Source organism: Petrotoga sp. 8T1HF07.NaAc.6.1, assembly GCF_016772115.1.
GTDB lineage: Bacteria > Thermotogota > Thermotogae > Petrotogales > Petrotogaceae > Petrotoga > Petrotoga mobilis.
The window spans coordinates 1-17,255 of record NZ_AUPG01000021.1; the positions used below are offsets into that span (position 1 = coordinate 1).

14 protein-coding genes, 2 rRNA genes and 1 other RNA gene are annotated in these 17,255 nt (G+C 33.6%); 9 read left to right on the top strand and 8 right to left on the bottom strand.

Annotated elements, in window-relative coordinates; genetic code table 11:
- Positions 1-98: 98 nt before the first annotated feature.
- Positions 99-1,826: an NAD+ synthase gene (locus NAAC61_RS09805; RefSeq protein WP_103078205.1), complete on the bottom strand. Its 1,728-nt coding sequence runs from the start codon at positions 1,824-1,826 to the stop codon at positions 99-101.
- 81 nt (positions 1,827-1,907) lie between these two features.
- A complete protein-coding gene (locus tag NAAC61_RS09810) occupies positions 1,908-2,810 on the bottom strand; it encodes a phospholipase D-like domain-containing protein (RefSeq protein ID WP_202695928.1) in 903 nt (300 codons plus the stop codon).
- A gap of 451 nt (positions 2,811-3,261) precedes the next feature.
- Here NAAC61_RS09810 and NAAC61_RS09815 point away from each other — a divergent pair, with 451 nt between their 5' ends.
- The 9 genes from NAAC61_RS09815 (at position 3,262) to NAAC61_RS09855 (ending at position 12,557) form a co-directional block, all read left to right on the top strand.
- Positions 3,262-4,680, top strand: a complete 1,419-nt coding sequence (locus NAAC61_RS09815; protein ID WP_202695929.1) for a glycosyltransferase — start codon at positions 3,262-3,264, stop codon at positions 4,678-4,680.
- 61 nt (positions 4,681-4,741) lie between these two features.
- The gene (locus NAAC61_RS09820) at positions 4,742-6,337 is read left to right on the top strand and encodes a DNA repair protein RecN (RefSeq protein ID WP_202695930.1); all 1,596 of its coding nucleotides are present in this window, start codon (positions 4,742-4,744) and stop codon (positions 6,335-6,337) included.
- 16 nt (positions 6,338-6,353) lie between these two features.
- Positions 6,354-6,974, top strand: coding sequence for a HEAT repeat domain-containing protein (locus tag NAAC61_RS09825; RefSeq protein WP_012209651.1), 621 nt, complete (start codon positions 6,354-6,356; stop codon positions 6,972-6,974).
- Between the two features lie 80 nt (positions 6,975-7,054).
- Positions 7,055-7,414, top strand: a transfer-messenger RNA (tmRNA) gene (gene ssrA, locus NAAC61_RS09830).
- Between the two features lie 300 nt (positions 7,415-7,714).
- Positions 7,715-9,130 (top strand): [FeFe] hydrogenase H-cluster radical SAM maturase HydG, encoded by a 1,416-nt coding sequence (gene hydG, locus NAAC61_RS09835; RefSeq protein ID WP_012209650.1) that lies wholly within the window; start codon positions 7,715-7,717, stop codon positions 9,128-9,130.
- An 18-nt stretch (positions 9,131-9,148) separates the two neighbouring features.
- Positions 9,149-10,291 carry a [FeFe] hydrogenase H-cluster radical SAM maturase HydE gene (gene hydE / locus NAAC61_RS09840; RefSeq protein ID WP_012209649.1) on the top strand — a complete coding sequence of 381 codons (1,143 nt, stop codon included), beginning with the start codon at positions 9,149-9,151 and terminating at the stop codon, positions 10,289-10,291.
- On the top strand, positions 10,269-11,465 hold the full coding sequence (hydF, locus tag NAAC61_RS09845; RefSeq protein ID WP_012209648.1) for a [FeFe] hydrogenase H-cluster maturation GTPase HydF: 1,197 nt from the start codon (positions 10,269-10,271) through the stop codon (positions 11,463-11,465). Before hydE ends, hydF begins: the two co-directional genes overlap by 23 nt.
- A 185-nt stretch (positions 11,466-11,650) precedes the next feature.
- Positions 11,651-11,827, top strand: coding sequence for a hypothetical protein (locus tag NAAC61_RS09850; RefSeq protein ID WP_155811098.1), 177 nt, complete (start codon positions 11,651-11,653; stop codon positions 11,825-11,827).
- 1 nt (position 11,828) lies between these two features.
- Complete coding sequence (locus NAAC61_RS09855) at positions 11,829-12,557, top strand: ATP-binding cassette domain-containing protein (protein WP_012209647.1); 729 nt, start codon at positions 11,829-11,831, stop codon at positions 12,555-12,557.
- Between the two features lie 4 nt (positions 12,558-12,561).
- Here the strand turns inward: NAAC61_RS09855 and NAAC61_RS09860 are convergent, their stop codons facing one another.
- From NAAC61_RS09860 to NAAC61_RS09885, 6 genes are all read right to left on the bottom strand, one after another.
- Positions 12,562-13,608, bottom strand: a complete 1,047-nt coding sequence (locus tag NAAC61_RS09860; protein ID WP_041534155.1) for a hypothetical protein — start codon at positions 13,606-13,608, stop codon at positions 12,562-12,564.
- A gap of 77 nt (positions 13,609-13,685) precedes the next feature.
- Positions 13,686-14,423 carry a tRNA pseudouridine(38-40) synthase TruA gene (truA, locus tag NAAC61_RS09865; protein WP_012209645.1) on the bottom strand — a complete coding sequence of 246 codons (738 nt, stop codon included), beginning with the start codon at positions 14,421-14,423 and terminating at the stop codon, positions 13,686-13,688.
- Positions 14,424-14,434: 11 nt separating this feature from the next.
- Positions 14,435-15,013, bottom strand: a complete 579-nt coding sequence (locus tag NAAC61_RS09870) for a hypothetical protein (protein ID WP_012209644.1) — start codon at positions 15,011-15,013, stop codon at positions 14,435-14,437.
- Between the two features lie 23 nt (positions 15,014-15,036).
- Complete coding sequence (locus tag NAAC61_RS09875) at positions 15,037-16,716, bottom strand: phospho-sugar mutase (protein WP_202695931.1); 1,680 nt, start codon at positions 16,714-16,716, stop codon at positions 15,037-15,039.
- A gap of 147 nt (positions 16,717-16,863) precedes the next feature.
- Positions 16,864-16,976, bottom strand: a 5S ribosomal RNA gene (gene rrf, locus NAAC61_RS09880).
- Between the two features lie 27 nt (positions 16,977-17,003).
- Positions 17,004-17,255 (bottom strand): 23S ribosomal RNA (locus NAAC61_RS09885); the annotation flags it as partial.

The window sequence follows — 17,255 nt, forward strand, 5'->3', positions numbered from 1 at the left end:
ACCCCATAAGGAAAAGGCCGAAGGGCCCCTTGGACCCTGCAGCTCATCCCCAAGGAAACGTCGCCTTTACCCCTTACCTAGCAACCCACCGACATTAACTACCAGGGAATATATTTATTAGTAATTGGCATTCTTCTGTCTTTTCCAAAACTTCTTTCAGTTAGTTTTATACCAGGAGCAGATTGCCTTCTTTTGTACTCGTTCTTGTTGACCATATTTATTACATTTTTCAATAACCCTTCATCGTATCCTTCCTGTAGTAATTCATCATAAGACATTTCTCTGTCTATATACTTGAATAAAATCTCATCCAGTAAAGCATATGGAGGTAAGGTATCTTCATCTTTTTGATTTGGTCTAAGCTCTGCTGAAGGCGGTTTTTCTAATATAGATTTTATAATAATTTCTTTTCCGTGAAGTTCGTTGTATTTTCTGGCAACTTTGTATAGGTCTGTCTTGTATAAGTCTTTAATGGGAGAGAATCCCCCGGCCATGTCTCCATACATTGTAGCATATCCTGTAGCTGCTTCACTTTTATTTCCGCATGCTAAGGCTAAATATCCATATTTGTTCGAAAATGCCATTACTAAGTTTCCCCTTATCCTTGCTTGAATGTTTTCTTCAGTTTTGTCTTCTTCAGTACTTTTGAAGCTTTCTTTCAAATTTTCAATATATTTTTCGTATATGTCATTTATCGGAATTATTTTGTAATTTATTCCTAAATTTTTGGATAGTTCTATCGAATCGTCGATACTGCCTTTAGAAGAGTATTGAGAAGGCATTAGTAATCCTAAAACATTTTCAGGACCTATAGCGTCCGCAGCAATAGCCGCCGTGAGCGAGGAATCTATTCCTCCACTTAGTCCTAATACAACTTTTTGGAAACCATTTTTCCATACATAATCTTTTATCCCTGTTTTTACAGCGAGGTACAATTGCTCGTATAGATCAAAAGAGTCAACTTTGATAGCTTTTATAGGATTTTTTCCCGTAATCTTTTTCCCTATTTTGATTGTATTTACACTTTCATAATAGGCACTTTGATTGTAATGTTTCCTTTTTCCTTCCCTTAAATTCGCTCTAGTGGGTTCTAGGGGATCTATATCTATAAAATACAACCCTTCTTCAAAAGAAGGAGCACTTAATTCTATTTCTCCGTATGGGTTAATTACAACGCTTCCACCATCGAAAACCAACTCATCTTGTCCACCTACATTATTGCAATAAGCAATCCAACTTGATAACTCTGATGCTCTAGTTTTGAGCATTTCGAACCTTACCTTATTTCTTCCCTTATAAAAAGGAGACGAAGAAAGATTTAAAATCAAATTGGCTCCGTTTTGGGCTAAGGAAACAGCCGGTCCATTGGGAACCCACAGATCTTCACAAATTGTTATTCCTATTTTGATCCGTTCAATTTCCATTAAAAAAGGTGTTCTACCGGCAGTAAAATATCTTTTTTCGTCAAAAACAGAGTAGTTTGGTAAGAACATCTTTTTATAACTACCATAGATTTCCCCTTTATAAATAACAAAAGCAGTGTTGTAGGATTCAACATCCCAGTCAACAGCACCTAAAACTATTACAACATCTTTAGATTCGCTAAAATCTTGTATTTCTTCTATACTTTTCAAAGAATCCCTTAAAAATTGAGTTTTTAAGATTAAATCTTCGGGAGGATAACCATTTAGAGTTAATTCTGGAAAGAGTATCAGATCGGCACCTTTTTCGTCTGCCTTAGAGATGAAATCTTTTATCTTTTCAATATTTCCCTGATAATCGCCAACTGTGGAATTCATTTGGGCCAAAGATATTCTTATTTTCATAGCTAATTTGTGCTTTTAGTTGATTTTTTAAAAGCACAGGCCTCCTTTTTTGGTATTGAAAAAAAGAAACACCAATATATTTTACCATTCTTGCCATAATAAATCAAATTTTCTATTTATGATGTCAGCTAACCCTTTATTTTTAATTATTACAACCATTTCGTCATTTTTCTCTCTTGCCCTGTAGGTCAGATTGTAACTTCCTATAATGACCATTTCTCCATCTATTGTTACACACTTTGCATGAATGTCATTTCTATACTTTATATTTATGCCTTGCATATATTTTAATGGTGATGTGTAGATTTTGTTCCAATCATCGGATAGTATTTGAACTTTTACATCGTTGGAAGAAGCTTGTTCCAAAACATGGACAAAGTAGGGATCGGTGAAAGAATATGAAAAAACTTTTATAGAAATTTTGGATCTCTTAATCTCATTTAAAACTGAGTTAAGGACCTCTTTTGATGGCCCAGTTACTATTTTTACTTTCCCGAATTCTGTCGTGTTTAGGCGCTCATTGATTGCTTTTTTTGAATATCCAAATTTACCTCTTTGAAAGTTTTCATATTCAGCAAGAAAAACTTTTACGATCTTTTCATCTTCGGTGTAGATAAAGATGTTTAAATCTGTTAATAAACCGCTTGCAGTAAAATTTCCGGTTCCAAATAATACTGAGTTGTTATCAAAAATCATATATTTTTGATGTAGATAACCATCGGTGTTTTTGTCATATTTGATGTTTAAATTTAAATCACCAGAATATCCACCATCTTTTTCTAAAAATATTTGGTGATTTATAGCTGATAATTTTTTAGAAATTGTGTCATCCAAACTGAAAGATACAACTTTTACTGAAGTGCTCGTTGTTAGTTTTTGGTTTATAAAGTGTGCTAATTCTCCACCGGAGAAGAAGAGTTCATAGGAAAAAAGCGAGGTAAAGAAAGACAGAAATAATGCTGTTAAGATAAGTTTTGCTTTCAATGTTGTTAAACCTCCGTCCTGTGAACTTTTGAAGCTTTATTATAAAATTTCTTCTAAAACTTACTGTTAGCGCCCCTTCGCCCCGCTCCCCACCCATAAGGAAAAAAAGTTTTTTTAATATTTTCCCCAGAACACCCTCGTAGGAAAAAAGTTTTCATCTTTTGGCCAAGAAGCCGATCTATAAGGGAAAAAGTTTTTTTTGTTCTTTTTCCTAGCGGCCCACCCATAAGGCTAAAAGTTTTTTCATTTTTTGACCTGCTGACCACACATAAGGAAAAAAGTTTTTTTATTTTTTGTTCTGCTGCACACACATGGGAATACAAAATGAAATCGTTAGAATTATAGCATATTTTCGAATTTTGCTTCTAAAACGTTGAAAAGAAAATTTATTAGAAGTATGGTAAAATATATTTGTTGTATTGCAAATAACAGAGTATTGGAGGTAGTTTAAATGAAGGTGCTATTTCTAAACCCCCAGGGCAACTTTGACAAAAACGATTCTCATTTAACCGAGCATCCTGATTTTGGGGGTCAATTGATCTACGTTAAAGAAGTATCTAAAGAGTTGGCTAATTTAAATGTTTCTGTGGATATAGTTACCAGACAGATAATTGATCGTGACTGGCCTGAGTTTTCAAAGGAATTAGATTATTTCGATATTAATAAAAATCCAACTATTGTCAGGATACCTTTTGATGGTGAAAAATTTTTAAATAAAGAACAATTGTGGCCTTATTTAAAGGAATACGTTGATAATATTCTTTCATTTTACAAAGGCAAAAATATAGATTTCATAACCACTCATTACGCCGATGGAGGGTACTCGGGAGTTCTCTTAAGATCAAAATTAGGTTTAAATTTCTCTTTCACAGGGCATTCTTTAGGTGCCCAAAAAATGGACAAATTAAACGTCTCTTCGAAGAATTTTGAAGATCTCGACAAAGAGTACCATTTTTCACAAAGAATAATGGCTGAAAGGTTGTCAATGCAATACGCATCTAAAATTATTGTCTCCACATCTATGGAAAGATATGAACAATATTCTCATCCTTTGTATGCCGATGTTTCTGAAGTTGCAAACGACAGTAAATACAAAGTGATTCCTCCTGGTGTTAACACGGAGATCTTTAACGACGATTTGACTGATCTCGATCAAGACACTGTCGCTCAAATTGAAAATAAATTAAATAAACAGCAAAAACCTTTTATCGTTCTCTCCAGCCGTTTAGATGCTAAAAAGAATCATATAGCTGTTGTGAAGGCATATGCAAATTCTAGAGATCTTCAAGATAAGGCAAATCTAGGAATATTTCTTAGGGGCATTCCTGATCCTTTCACTGACATACAAAAATTGTCGGAAAAAGAAAGATCCATCCTAACCCCAATTTTGGAAGAAATAGAAAAAGCAGATATAAAAGATAAGGTATATTTTTTTGATTTAAAATCTCAACTTGCCTTAGCTACTGCTTACAAATTCTTTTCAAAATTAAAGTCTGTTTTTGTTCTACCTTCTTTTTATGAACCCTTTGGCTTAGCCCCTATCGAAGCAGGCGCTTGTGGCCTCGCTGTTATTGCAACAAAGAATGGTGGACCAAGTGAAATATTCTCAGATGGTTCAGGTGTATTAATTGATCCTGAAGATATACAAGATATTGTTGAGGGCTTAATAAAAGGTTTGAATAATTATGACTATTTTTCAAAAAAGGTTAAAAAAAGAGTTTTAGAAAATTATACTTGGAAGAGCACTGCTAGAGGATATTTAGAGGTTATAGAGGGAGGAGTTAAACTTCCCAAAAAAACCATAGAAAAAGTACCTTCTTTAGATGCAAAAGAAATAATAATTGATTTTTTAAAAAATAAAAAGATTTAAAATTATGGTATAATTTCGATGATAGAAGAAAAAAGTGCCGATTTTAAGGTTGGTGTGGTGAATGCTACTTTCTTTGTCTATAAAAAATTTTGGTCTTTTTAAAAGTGCTAACGTGGATTTTAACGATAATTTCTGCGCTATCACCGGTGAATCGGGAACGGGAAAATCTATGTTTTTAAATGCTTTAAATCTTTTTTTAATAGGAAATGTTCCTCAAAACCTGAAGACCTCAGAAGGTTCAGTTTCAGCATATTTTACCGTTAATGATTTTATCAAAGAGATGCTGAGAGAATACGTGCCCTTTGATGGTGATGATTTGATCTTAGCCGTAAATTTCACTCCTAAAAAGACACTTTTCAGAGTTAACGATACAATAGTTCCTAAAAACGTCGTTCAAGACATTTCGAAGTATCTGTTAGAAATACATTCTCAAGACTCCAACATAGCTTTGAGAGATGAGAATTACCAAAATTCTTTGATCTTTAAGATTTTGAGAGACAAATTCCCCGATTATTTTTCTGATTACGATAAGGGTTACCAGGAATACTTGAATTTGAAAAGAAAGTTAGAAAACCTTCCAACCAATAAAACAGAAATCTTTCGAAATATTGATATTTTAAACTACCAGATCCAGGAAATTGAAGAGGCGAACCTACGGCCTCTTGAAGATGATGAACTTTCTGCTAGATTTAAAACTCTAAACAATATAGAAGAAATCAGGGAACGATTGGTGGAGTCTTTAAACATACTAAAAGATAGAGATGAACAAAGTATTGATGAGGAAATTGGTTATATAGTTTACAATTTGTCTAAGCTAAATGATTTTGGATTCACTGAAGAACATTCTTTAGCTTCCTCTATTCAGGAACAGATAACTGAATTATACACGCTTTTAGAAAATAGATTGTCTGAATTAGAGAGTGATCCAGAAGAATTAGAAAGAGTCAGTGAGAGACTGAATAAAATTATCGAGTTAAAAAGGAAATATGGACCTTCTCTTGATGATGTTTTGAAAAATCTCAACAAGTTCAAAATTCAAAAAAGTGAGTTAGACGAGATCAAAAACGATTTTCACGAATTAGAACCAAGATTATATAAATTGAAAGAGGAATTATTAGAACTCAGTGATAAAATAATAGGGAAGGTTTCTCCTTTTCTCAACGATTTAAAATCAAACATTGAAAACAATCTGAAGGATCTTAATATGGAAAATAGTAAGATAGATTGGAAGATAGAAAAACTAAAAGAACCAAAAAAAGAGTCCGCACATAGGATTACCTTTTTATTAAAAACAAATCCAAAGAGTGATTTTATGCCTTTATCCGAAATAGCTTCCGGTGGGGAATTATCTAGAATAATATTAGCAGTGGAGGTTGTACTAGGAAAAAATCATGCAATTGATACTATGGTTTTTGACGAGATTGATTCTGGAGTTGGTCCAAGGATGGCAGATGTTGTAGGAAATAAACTCAACGAATTATCAAAAGACAAACAAATTATTGTAATCACTCATATGCCCCAAGTTGCAAATTTCGCCACTGAACACTTTAAAATAGTAAAATCGTCAAACGAAGAAACTAGTTCAGCAATCATAAAATTATCAGAAAATGAAAGATTGGAAGAAATAAAAGAAATGTACGGAAACATTGTCTATTGAAAAGGATGTGTAAAAGATGTACAGTCGTGAAGATCTGATAAAAAAGATAGTAGATGAAAAAGGGCTTCAAGCTATACCTAATTTAATAGAGTTATTAGATGACGAAGATTACGAAGTTCGAGAATTGGCAAGGGATGCATTGAGCGTTATGGCACCCGAGGGAAAAGAATACCTTTTACAAGAGTTCAAACGAAGATTCAATCTGAACTTTCAAGACGATACTGTTTTGTTGTATCTAGCTGAACTTTTATCTGACTTGAAGTGCCATGAAATAGTGGAAAACCTTAAGATGATGTTCAATAAATTTTCAGATGAGAGGGCTTTCCCTTTGATCATAGAAAATCTATTAAAAATCACAAAAGATGAATCTTATTTAGACATATTGAAAACTTATATTGACAGCGATGAATGGGAAATAGAAGAGATAAGCGTTATGGCCATTACCGAGTTACCGAACAGAAAAACTTTAGATATACTTTTAGAAAAGTATTATAAAACTTCCAACAACTCTTTAAAAGTGCTCATTTTGGATTCAATAACAAAAATCTTGTCTAAGAATTTTGATTTGGTTCCATACCTACAAGAACGTGACCCTGAAATATCTGAAAAGCTACAGTGGCATCTTAAGAGGTCTTGATTTTGAACTGAAAATTTGTTATAATATAAACGTATCCCAGCAAAAAGAATTCACCCCGAACGGGTTAAGGAATAAAGTATGGGGACGATTGGGTTCGACGGGAATAGGCTGAAGTCGGGAAGCGAGTCGAGGAGTCTGAAACCTCGTAAAAAACGAAAAAACATTGAAATGCCGAAGAACCAGAATTAGCATTAGCTGCTGCGTAGACGGCGGCTCGTCTCTCCCCAAGTTTTCTTGGAACCTTGCTTGAGGAATGAGGCGTCAGAAAAAGGTTCCACTTCTAAAATCTCTTACCCGGGTTTTAGAAGTACCAACGGGTAATAGGAAATTGTGACTCGGTCCGCAAAGTCACAATTTCCGAAAACTGATTGCGGACTGCGCTCGGAGAAGCCGACTTCACCTATTTTCGGACGCGGGTTCGATTCCCGCCGTCTCCACCATTTTTTAGGATGTAAGTTAAATATTTCACATACATACTATATACAATATACAGGGGTGGGGAGCAGTCACGGTATTGCTACCCTTTTTTTCTATGCAGGATGATGGACACAGTGGGGATAAAACGAGTTTTAGAATATTTAAATTCTATATATACTAAAGTCGACACTTTAGAAATATAAAGATTTTCAAAAATAAGATTTTGTTTTTAAATTGGTTACAGGGCGGAGCCTTCCTCACACATGCGAGCGGGTTAAAGCTTTTAAAGACACTAAATTTAAAAAATAGAGGAGGATAATTGAGTGTTTTGGATAAGAGATAAGGAGAACCAAAAACCATTCATAAAAGAAGATGAAATATTTAACATATTGGAAGGAACAAAATCCCCAAGTAAATTAAAAGTCAGAGATATTATTCAAAAATCTTTATCAAAAGAAAGATTGAATCCAGACGAAGTAGCAACACTTTTAAACGTTGAAGATGATGAAACGTTAGAAGAGATTTTTGAAGGAGCAAGAACATTAAAAAGAAATGTATATGGGAATAGAATAGTCTTTTTTGCTCCTCTTTATATTGGAAACAAATGTATAAACAATTGTGAGTACTGTGGTTTTAGATCAAGCAACACGGAAATTTATAGAAACTCTCTTAGTTTTGAACAATTAGAGAAAGAGGTGAAAGCACTTGAAGACAAAGGCCATAAAAGATTAATATTAGTTTATGGCGAACATCCTGATTACGATGCAGATTTCATAGCCAAAACCGTTGAAACGGTATACAAAACTAAAAACAGAAACGGTGAGATCAGAAGGGTGAATATCAATGCTGCCCCTCAGACAATTGATGATTACAAAAAAATAAAAGAAGTTGGAATAGGAACATTTCAAATTTTTCAAGAAACTTATCATTTTGATACTTACAAGAAAGTTCATCCAAAAGGGCCTAAATCTAGTTATATATGGAGGCTATATGGATTAGACAGAGCTGTAGCTGCTGGGATTGACGATGTTGGGATCGGTGCTTTATTTGGACTTTACGATTATAAATTCGAGGTCATGGGCCTTTTATACCATACAATACATCTTGAAGAACGCTTTGGATTTGGTCCCCATACAATTTCATTTCCACGAATAGAACCAGCTCTAAACACCCCTTTATCTGAGCAACCTCCATACCTTGTGAATAATAATGAATTCCAAAAGATAGTGGCGATTTTAAGATTAGCTGTACCCTACACGGGATTAATTTTAACAGCCAGAGAACCTTCCCATATAAGAAACGAGGTTTTAAAGTTAGGAGTTTCACAAATAGATGCTGGTTCTAATATTGGAATTGGTGCATATTCAACAGAAGATCAACAAGCTTATAAGAAAAGTCAATTCACCTTAGGTGACCAAAGGAGTTTAGACACTGTAATAAACGAATTAGCAATCGAAGGTTATCTTCCTTCATTTTGTACCGCATGCTATCGTATGGGGAGAACTGGCGAGCACTTCATGGAGTTTGCAATACCTGGATTTGTGAAGAGGTTTTGCACTCCCAACGCCATTTTAACTCTTTTAGAATATGCCCAGGATTATGCCCCAGAAAATACTAGGATATCTATCGAAAAGAGGATCGAAGAAGAGTTAAAGGTTATGAATGAAGGGCCTCTAAAAGAGAAATTATTAGAAAGAATGGATCTTGTTAAGGCTGGAAAAAGAGATCTATACTTTTAATGCAAAGGGATGTATTATATGAAATTACAAAACGAAGAAATTTTAAAAATATTACAGAGTAATACACCACATTCCACCTCTCAATGGGATGATTATTCTAATTTTTCTGAAAAAGTTCAAAATATCGTGAATTATTTTATATCTAATGAAACCATAGAAAAAGAACACATTATACAAATCTTGTCTTTAAAAAAAGAAGATAAAGATCGAGATGATCTTTTCAATGTAGCAAATCTGATCAGAAAAACGTATACAGGAGACTATATAAACATAAAAGGAGTTATCGAGTTTTCAAATTATTGTAAGAAAAACTGTTACTATTGTGGATTGAGAGCTAAAAATCCATCTGTACAAAGGTATCGGATGAGTCCCAAAGAAATAATAGAAGTTGCAAATCAAGCAGCGATACTTGGTTTAGATACGATTATTCTTCAAAGTGGTGAAGACGATAGATACACAGATGATGATTTAATCTACATCATAAGAGAAATAAGAAAAAACACAAGTTTACCCGTATCTTTATCAATTGGTGAAAGAAGTTTTTCATCATATAGAAAATTTAGAAAAGCAGGCGCAGTAAGGGTACTTCTAAAACACGAAACCATTAACAAAAATATTTTTAAAAATATCCATCCTGAAAAGAGCTATGATAATAGAATAGAACTATTAAGGTATATGAATAGTCTAGGTTACGTGACTGGTTCGGGGAATATTATAGGTTTACCTGGACAAACATTAGAAGATATAGCTGATGATATTCTTTTTATGAGAAATGAAAATATTAGGATGATAGGTATGGGGCCATTTATCCCCACAGAAAACACACCGTTAAAAAATCATCCTCGTGGGAGTGGTGAATTAACTTTAAACGCCTACTGTGCCACAAGATTTTGCGTGCCAAGAGCACAAATGCCTACTACTACTGCATTAGGAACGATTTCTCCCGATTTGCAATACCAAGGTTTTTTTGCCGGGTGCAACGTTATTATGGTTAACATTACTCCAGAAGTGTATAGAAAAAATTACAACATCTACGATAATAAGATAAAAGTAGAGTTTTATGAGACATATGAAAAAATCAAACAATTAGGCTTCTCACCTTCCAAAATAACCCAAAAACGAATGGAGGATGGAAATAATGCCAGCAACATCAGGTTATAGAACTTACATAGCTATCGCTGGAAGAAGAAACGTTGGAAAATCCTCTTTGATAAACGCAATAGTTAATCAAGAAATAGCTCTTGTTTCTAACGTTGCTGGGACAACTACCGATCCAGTATATAAAAGTATGGAATTACAACCTATAGGCCCCGTTACTTTAATTGATACCCCAGGTATTGACGATGAGGGTGAACTTGGAAAAAAAAGAATTGAAAGGGCTAAAAGAGCTTTTTACAAAGCTGATGTTGGAGTTTTAGTAGTTGATTCTGAACCCAACGGGTTTGAACACTCTATTTGCGATCTCTTTGAAAAGATGAATATCCCATTCATAATCGTATTGAATAAAATAGATCAACTTAACAACGTATCTAATTTAAAACAATTATATATTAATTCTTTTGGAAGACCTGTTTTAGAAGTTTCTTGCAAAGAAAAAATCAATATAGAAAGAGTAAAAGAAGCTTTGACTGAGTTAAAACCAAAGGAAGAAGAAATTCCGTTGCTTCCACAATTTATTAAAAGCAACGATATCGTCTTACTTGTCGTCCCGGTGGACACAGGAGCACCAAAAGGTCGATTGATAATGCCTCAGGTAGCAACTATAAGAGAAGCAATAGATAGAAAGGCTTTTCCAATTGTGACTTCTGTTGAAGGAATAAGCGAAATAATTAGTAAGTTGAAAGAAAAACCTAAGTTGGTTATCACCGATTCTCAAGCAATTGGGAGGGTTTCTGAATTAGTCTCTGAGGATATAAATTTAACTACATTTTCAATATTAGAGGCACATCATAAAGGGGATATCAGTATCTTAACTAAGGATATAGACGTAATTAATAATTTGGAAAATGGCGATACCATTCTTATAATGGAAGGTTGTTCTCATCGCCCGTTGAGTGAAGATATAGGAAGAGTCAAAATTCCAAAATGGCTCGAAAAATATTCCGAAAAATCTTTGAATTTTAAGTTTATTGCAGGGAAAGAATTCCCTGACATAGAAGATGTTAAGAACGTAAAATTGGTTGTACATTGTGGGGGATGTACTCTTACAAGAAGAATGATGTTAAGAAGAATAAATTCAATCAATAGGTTGGGAGTTCCTGTCGTTAATTACGGGGTGCTAATATCTTTTCTCCACGGATCCTTAAATAGAACTTTAGAACCTCTTTCATTATAAACAATTTTTATTGAGGCTCCTGATTTTAGTTTAGGGAGTCTTTCTTTTTTCCTTAAACACTTGATTTTTCACGGTTTTATAAAAGAACTGTAATGAAATTTAGCTTTTTTGTATAAAGAAGAGAGTATTATAATATTTGTAAGCCACCAATTTAAAGATTAAGTGAAGAAAGGCGGCGAATTGCGGTGTACGAGAAAAACCAAAGTCCTTATCGTGAAGATGATTCTTTCAAATTCAAATACTCTTCTCAAATTGATTTTATTAGATCTCTAAAAAATGCTAACGACGAGGAAAGTATTAGAAAGTTAGCGTTAGCGAAAGAAGACTATTTTTTTAATAATATGAAAAGCACAAAACATTAAAATGGATAAAGATAAGATTATCGAAATTAAAGATTTATCTGTATACATTAACAGTCAAAGACTACTAAATGATATTAATTTAGAAATATCAAAAAATGAAATTCTTTTAATTTATGGACCTAGGAATGCAGGTAAATCTTTATTAGCAAGATCTATTGTAACTTTGAATGAGGAACTTTTTAAAAACATCCAAACTACTGGTCAGATTTTATTTTTAGGTGAGGATGTTAATCATATTGAAAAACGATATCTGCGCTCCGAAATTGCATATTCGGAGCCAACCTTTGTTGATAATATAAATTTCTTAACTTTAAGTGAAGTCTTCAACCTCGTATTAGGAATAAAACCTTCCGAGATATCACATGAGCAATTTATACTTCTTGAAAAGCTTAATATCGCACATATCTTTTCCAATCATTCTTCGTTAAAAAGTTATGAGAGTTTTTGGAATTGGACAATTGGGGATAAGATTTCATTTATAATTTTTCTGAGTTTAGTTAGAAACCCACAAGTATTCATATTTGATTCTATCTTAGATCATTTGGACGATTTCATGCATAAAAATATTAAAGACTTTCTTTACGATATCAAAGAAGATCGATCATTGATTATATCTACAAGAAACCTCTCCTTGTTTTCAGACATTGCAGAAAAGATTGTTTTTTTGGATCAGGGTGAGATTGTTTACAAAGGGAGTATTGAAGGTTTTTTGCTGAATTTCCCTCTTTAGTTTATTACTCATCTTCATTAGAATAGATTATAACTTCGTTTTTTGTAATTTCGATATCAAACTTACCTAAATCGTATTCCTTTTGTGGTGCGTAGGAAGGCAACTCTAAAAACATATTGTAAACATTTCCTTCTTTGAATATTCCTCCTGCAAATTCAATCCTATAACTTTCTAATTTGAAGGTTTTTATTTGAATATATTCATCTGTGACCAAAATGGATAAAGGAGCTCTTTCAAAATCTCGATTTATATTCTTTTTACCCAAAGTGAGAAATTGGCCCGAACTGGAAAGCATGTATACCGTACTATCTTTTTCATAGGCAAAAACAATTTCTCCATCGATATAGAATGTCTTACTTTTTTCTTCTATGTCACCGTAATCACAATAAAACCGGGATTTAGTAATGACAGGTTCTCCTTTTTTTGGCATCCAAATAGATAAAGGCTCTCCATAGAAAAATACGCCGCTTTCAATTTCAAATACTTTATCTATATTAGTTTCAACTTTTTTATATATCTGTTGTTTTTCCAGATCTAATGTATATTTTTCACCTTCATAATTCGTTAAGTCTATTTCTATTTTTTTTACTCCATCCGTGAAAGTAAGTTTTGAAGGTGGTACATTTATTGTAATTGGTGTGTTTATTTTTAGATTGTTTAAAGTAGCTTCTCTGCTGTCACCCGTAATTTCTAGCTCTATCCATTTTGAAGGTACTCTTGTAATCATCTCACCAATGGGTGGAGAAAACTTATGCTCAAAAATAAAGCCATTGACATCTAAAAGTACACTCATATTTTGATTCCAACTTAAAAAAGCAGACGTTTTGGTTCCATCGTCTGTAAGAATAAAAGAGTTTTCTGGGATAACAAAGACGCTCCTAGGAAGTTCATTAAGTATTTCATGGATAGTATTATCCAAATTTTCCATTGAGGTTGTGAAAATTGTGTTGTTATATCTTATATAAAATAGATCGTTAATATAATCTATTTCCAAAATTTGAGAGTTTTCATCAGGAGGTATGGAGATATCCGCGTATTTGTAGAGATTCAACAAGACCTCGTCGAAATAGTTAGAAGGTCCATTATAAATTAAACCAATCTCCACTTTGGCTAAGATTATACCATTTATTAAAATAAAGCTGAGTAAAAATACAACCCTTGCGCAGGAGCTGAGGCAGGTGCTAAAGCTCTTTTTTTTGCTTCCAAAATTTCCTGTATTTTTTCCACTTCCCATACATCTGTACCCACCTTTACCAATGAACCAACGATATTTCTAACCATTCTTTTTAAAAAGGACTTGCCTTCAACTCTTATCAAAATTAAATCTTTTCTTAACTCTATTATCCTTACCCTATAAATGGTCCTTATGGGATTTCTCTCATCGTTACCGGTTTTAAAACTGGTAAAATCATGCTCCCCTTCAAAATATTTTGCTGCCTGTCTCATCTTTTCTAAATTCAATGCAAAAGGGATCCACCATACTCTGTCTCTTAAAAATATATTTGGATCTTCACTAATATAAATAAAATAATGATATATTCTTTTTTTTGCCTCTGCCCTTGGATTAAACCCTTCTTTTACTTCTTTGACTTCTTTTACATACACATCTTCTGGTAAAATAGCATTCAAAGCATCTTTGATATTTTTTTCAGTCATATTTTCATTTTCTACTTTAAAGGAAATAACTTGGCCTACCGCATGTACTCCTGTATCAGTTCTTCCACAAGCATAAGAAGGAATTTCTTTTTTAAAAATAACCTTTAAGGCTTTTTCAAACTCATCTTGAACGGTACGAAATGTTGGCTGACTTTGATAACCATAAAAGTTTGAACCATCATACATTACCGTTGCTGCAACCCATTTCACGAATACTCCTCCTAATATGTCTTCTGTAATAGTTGAGCTTCTAAAATTTTGAATGCGATTTCCGATTCAAATCTTTTTAATAGATCTATATTTCTTTTATAAATCCCTTCATAGATCTTTATCAAATACAAATTAACAAATTTTGTAATTCTTTGAGCGATCAACTCTCTAACGTCAAGAGGAACATTTTCAACCGTCTTTTCTAACCAATAACTAAAATTGTTGTTTATATCGTTTTCTAAAATCAAATCGTTGAAAGAAGAGATTACTCTCCTTAACCCTACATATTTAGAAACCAGATCAACATAATCACCATGAATCTCTCTAACCGTGTTAGATATGTCATCACAATAACTTAATTTAAGGTATTTTCCTCTTCGCTCGCTTATATTTAAATATCTTCTTATACCTGATAGATCATTATTATCCTCTTCCACAAGAAAATATCCCACGAAGTTAACAGAACCTTTTCTTAAAATCGAAGGTGGAAGAATGTCGTTTATTTTTATAGTGCTTCCATCTAAATAAGAAATATCGTTGATTTCTACGAAATTACCATTATCTGTAAATAAAACGTTATGAAACCTCATTTTCACTCACCTTTATTAGAATACTAAACATTTACAATTTCTGAGATAGCCTGCTCAGCATCTTTTATCAATTTGCGAGATTCATTTTCGGAAGATGATTTTACCATAATATAAAATTTGATTTTTGGCTCTGTGCCTGAAGGCCTCGCTATAATTTTAACGTTTGAGTATCTCAGTTCTACTACGTCGGATTTCGGAAACCCCTCTATTCCATTAAGATAATCTAAAGTTTCCTTCAAAGGAAAATCACCAACTTTTATAGGAGGATTTTTTCTCATTTTGCTCATTATGCGTTTTATTTTTTGAGTTCCTTCAAACCCTTCAAAAGTAAAAGAAAGAAGCTTTTCATCATAATAACCATATCTTTCTTTTAGATCTTTCAAATACTCGGTGAGTGTTTTCAGTTTGGATAGGGACTCAGAACTCATAACGGAAATTAATGCAGCAGCAATTATGGCATCTTTATCCCTCACATGATCGTTCGCCAAATATCCATAACTTTCCTCAAATCCAAATATAAATTTTTTTCCACTTCCTAGATATTTTTCTATTTTTTCTCCTATATATTTGAATCCTGTCAATGTTTCTTCGACTTTTACATCGAACTCTTGGGCAATGGGTTTAACCATATCAGTAGTAACTATTGTCTTTACAATGTAATCGTCTGGTTTTAAGGAAGAAAATTCCCTAAATTTGCTTAACAAATAATGAGCCAACATTACTCCAATTTGATTTCCTGTAAAAGATACATAATCGCCTTTATATTTTTCAAATACCCCTATTCTGTCTCCATCAGGATCCGTTGCCAAAATTAGATCGGCATCTATTTCTTTTGCTTTTTTCAAAGCTAATTCAAATGCTTCTTTCTCTTCGGGATTAGGAACCTTTAAAGTTGAGAAAGAAGGATCAATTTTTGATTGTTCTTCAACTAGATTAAACTCAAAACCTAACCTATTCAAAATTCCTTCAACTAATTTCAAAGCAGCTCCATACAATGGTGTATATACTATTAAGGGTTTTTTATCCATTTTTGGATTTAAGGACCTAATGTATCCTTCAATTTCATCTAAATAATCGTTGAAAATAGATTCGCTGAGTATATTTATTTTTTCAGAATTAACAGCTTCTTCGAATCCCATCATTTTAATATCTTTGAAGTAATCTAACTTTTCGATTTCTGAAGTAATTTCATTTGCATATTGGGGAACAGCTTGAGTGCCTTCGGATGTATAAACCTTGTAACCGTTGTATTGGGGTGGATTATGGCTCGCTGTTATGATTATTCCGCCATCTGCTTTTAATTTTCTTACGGTGAAGGAAAGTAACGGTGTAGGAGCAACTTGATCAAAAATATGTACATTAACGTTATTAGCAGCCAATACTCGAGCAGCAACCTTTGCAAATAGGTCGGAGTTTAACCTCGTATCGTAAGCAATAACAACACTCGGAAAATCTTTATATTTTTTTAAATAATTAGCGAAACCCTGAGTTGCTCGAGCTACTGTATATACATTCATTCTGTTAGTTCCAACACCCATTATACCCCTTAATCCACCAGTTCCAAACTCTAAATCTTTATAAAAGCGATCAATAATTTCCTCTTCATTATCCTTTAAACGGAGTAGTTCTTCCTTGAAATCATCTGTTACACTTTCAAGCCATTGCTGATATCTTTTATATGCTACTTCCTTAACATCCTCCATCTCACTTCCTACCTCCATTTTTAGAATTTTTTCGTCTAAAAAATTATATCATATTTTCTTCATTTTAATAAACAAAAATGCCGCGTATATTCTACGCGGCAATTTTTAGGGCGGGACTTGGGCAGAGAAACATTTAAAAAAAAAGGAAGGGGGCGATACCTACTCTCACACGTCAAAGCGTACTACCATCGGCACGATACGGCTTAACCGTCAGGTTCGGTATGGTTCTGGGTGTTTCCCGTATCGTTATCTTCACCCCCTATTACTCATTCACAAGTGCATAGAGTTTCGTCCAAAGCCTCGGGCTATTAGTACCGCTCGGCTCAATACTTCTCAGTACTTACACCTGCGGCCTATCTACGTCTTGTTCTCAAACTGCCCTTACCTCTCTCGAGTGGGAAGCCTATTGTTTGGGCCCGTTTCCCGCTTAGATGCTTTCAGCGGTTATCGGTTATATGTGTGGCTACTCAGCTCCTGCTACTTGCATAACAGCTGATTCACCAGGGACATACTCACTCCGGTCCTCTCGTACTAGGAGC